At 50.2% G+C, this 2878-nt stretch carries 2 protein-coding genes and 1 riboswitch; of the genes, one reads left to right on the forward strand and one right to left on the reverse strand.

Annotated elements, in window-relative coordinates:
* The coding region (gene thiC, locus POG22_RS00145; RefSeq protein ID WP_498902928.1) for a phosphomethylpyrimidine synthase at positions 1 to 1368 on the reverse strand (1368 nt) is incomplete at its 3' end.
* Between the two features lie 7 nt (positions 1369 to 1375).
* Positions 1376 to 1472: riboswitch (TPP riboswitch) on the reverse strand.
* A 660-nt stretch (positions 1473 to 2132) separates the two neighbouring features.
* On the opposite strand from thiC, the gene POG22_RS00150 reads away from it, so the two are divergent.
* Positions 2133 to 2750: an ion transporter gene (locus POG22_RS00150; RefSeq protein WP_498902929.1), complete on the forward strand. Its 618-nt coding sequence runs from the start codon at positions 2133 to 2135 to the stop codon at positions 2748 to 2750.
* Positions 2751 to 2878 lie beyond the last annotated feature (128 nt).

The raw sequence follows: 2878 nt of genomic DNA on the forward strand, positions 1-2878 counted from the left end.
CTTCTTCGCCTCTTCCGAAGCCAAGAACTTCTCGAGTTCCGTCAGCGCGTCCGCATCCACCTTCGTCTGCATCGGACAGAACTTCGGTCCGCACATCGAGCAGAACTCAGCGGTTTTGTAAATATCCGCCGGAAGGGTTTCATCGTGGTACTCCCGAGCGCGATCGGGATCGAGAGCCAACTCGAACTGCTTGTTCCAGTCGAAGTTGTACCGCGCCGCCGAGAGTTCGTCGTCACGATCGCGCGCACCAGGACGATGGCGGGCAATATCCGCCGCGTGAGCCGCAATCTTATACGCAATCAACCCTTGGCGAACGTCTTCGGCGTCCGGTAAACCCAAGTGTTCCTTCGGCGTGACATAGCACAGCATCGCCGTACCGTACCAACCGGCCATCGCCGCCCCGATCGCCGACGTAATATGGTCGTAACCCGGAGCGATATCCGTCACCAACGGCCCGAGAACGTAGAATGGTGCTTCGCTGCACTCTTCCATTTGTTTCTTCACGTTGAACTCGATTTGATCCATCGGTACGTGACCGGGGCCCTCCACCATCACCTGAACGTCGTGTTCCCAGGCGCGGCGCGTCAACTGTCCGAGGGTTTTCAACTCTGCCAATTGCGCTTCGTCGCTGGCGTCGTGGGTGCAACCGGGACGCAGAGAGTCGCCCAGGCTGAAAGAGACATCGTATTTCTTGAAGATTTCGATGATGTCGTCGAAGTGGGTGTAGAGGGGGTTTTGCTTGTGGTGATGCAGCATCCATTTCGCTAGGATACCGCCACCGCGCGAGACAATCCCCGTGATGCGGTTGCGAACCAGGGGCAGGTGTTCGAGGAGGATTCCCGCGTGAATCGTCATGTAGTCCACACCCTGCTGGGCGTGTTTTTCGATGACGTTCAGGAAATCGTCCGCCGTCAGGTTTTCCACGCTACCGTGGACGCTTTCGAGAGCTTGGTACACCGGAACCGTACCGATGGGAACCGGGGAAGCTTTGATAATCGCCGTGCGGATGGTGTCTAAGTCGCCGCCGCCAGTGGACAAGTCCATGACGGTATCCGCGCCGTATTTCACCGCTAAGTTCAGTTTGTCAACTTCCTCGTCGATGTTGGAAGAGTTGGGAGACGCACCGATGTTGGCGTTGACTTTGCATTTCGACGCCACACCAATACACATCGGTTCGAGGTTCGTGTGGTTGATGTTGGCGGGAATAATCATCCGTCCGCGCGCCACTTCCTCGCGAATCAACTCGGCGGGTAGGTTTTCCCGTTTGGCGACGTGGTGCATCTCTTCGGTGATGATGCCTTGACGGGCGTAGTGCATCTGAGAAACGTTGCTTTGGCCGCGTCGCTTAGCTACCCAGTCTGTACGCATATTGAATTTCCTCAAAAAACAGCTTCCCTTCGCCGGTACTAACCGGTCTCAGGTTCTAAGGGTGTAATCTCAGCCTGACGACTCAGGCACCCCTAGCTCGTTAAGTGTTGAACTTAAGTGTTGAATTGTAGCATTTTTTTCGTGAAAATGTGTACGGGGAGATGGACAACGAGGGGGCGATCGCCCTTGGGAAAGTTTTGATGTTGTCTGGGATGGGTTGTGATGAGTTGGAATAATTAGATATAATAACCTTCTCAGATTTGTTTGTGGATTTTCGATCGGGCGTTCTGTCGGTGATATTGAGTTTTGCAAACTTCAAGACTGACCGAAATTTGGGAGCAGTTTTAGAAAATTTGCTCGGGTGCATCTCAATTTTATAAAAACACGAAGCTCTGGGTAGGTTGAACTTCGGCAACGCTGCCGTCCACGGATGGAACGGAGTGGAACCCAACAGCCGATCGATCGAGCAGGTCAGCTTGTCTCCGATGAATTTACATTTTTGAGATGCACACCATCTACCTCACTGTTGTCAAAAAATGAGTTAAGTCGATTACTCAAGCTTGCCTCCGATCGCATTACATTTTTGAGATGAACCCATACGATCGCTCTGGCTGGTGTATATTTATAAGTTATCTGAGATCGCAATACAAAAATCTATTTTGTCAATGAATATTCATGAAAATTAGCATTTATCGTCAACGCGCGATCGCTATGTATTTTTAAAATTCAGTTAAATATTCTCGCTATTTTCTGCCTATAAACTAATGTCTGTTACTCTAAAAAGACGAATCTACAAAATTTTAGAAACGTCCGATCCCAACGTTCCCCTCAGTCGAGTTGACGATTTTATCGTTACAGTTTTAGTCGTTTTAGACGTTTTAGCGTTCGTCTTAGCGACCTCTGACACGATCGCCCAACAATACGATCGCTCGTTCGAGATCGTTGACTGGACAGCCCAAATTTTCTTTACCATCGGGTATCTTTTACGATTGTGGTCTTGTACGGCAGATCGACGATATCGATCGCCCGTCCGAGGTCGAATTCGCTACGGACTCACACCCTTAGCCATCATCGATCTCATGGCTATTTTGCCGTTTTACATTCTTCTAATTTTTCCTCAACTCAAATTCATACAATCGACACGCCTGTTTCGCTTGTTTCGCCTGTTAAAAATCAGCCGCTATTCTAAGTCACTACGAACTTTAGGGCGAGTTCTCGAATCAAAACGTCGAGAGCTTGTCATGACCTTGTTTTCCGTGTTAATTCTGTTAGTCTTTGCCTCGAGCCTCATGTTTTTTGCCGAAACCCAAGCGCAGCCAGAAGCCTTTCCCAGCATTCCAGCCGCCATGTGGTGGGGCGTAGTCACACTCCTGAGAGGGTGACAAGGTAGACGGAAGCCAGACGGGACAATTGTTTGAGAGAATAGAGGAGTCCCAAAAAAGAGGGTGGCGTTTGCGGCCACCCCAACAAAAAAATGCTACCGACATTCTACCAAGATTTTCTGCGCATC

The sequence above is a fragment of the Geitlerinema sp. CS-897 genome (assembly GCF_028368005.1).
Taxonomy (GTDB): domain Bacteria; phylum Cyanobacteriota; class Cyanobacteriia; order Cyanobacteriales; family Geitlerinemataceae; genus Baaleninema; species Baaleninema simplex.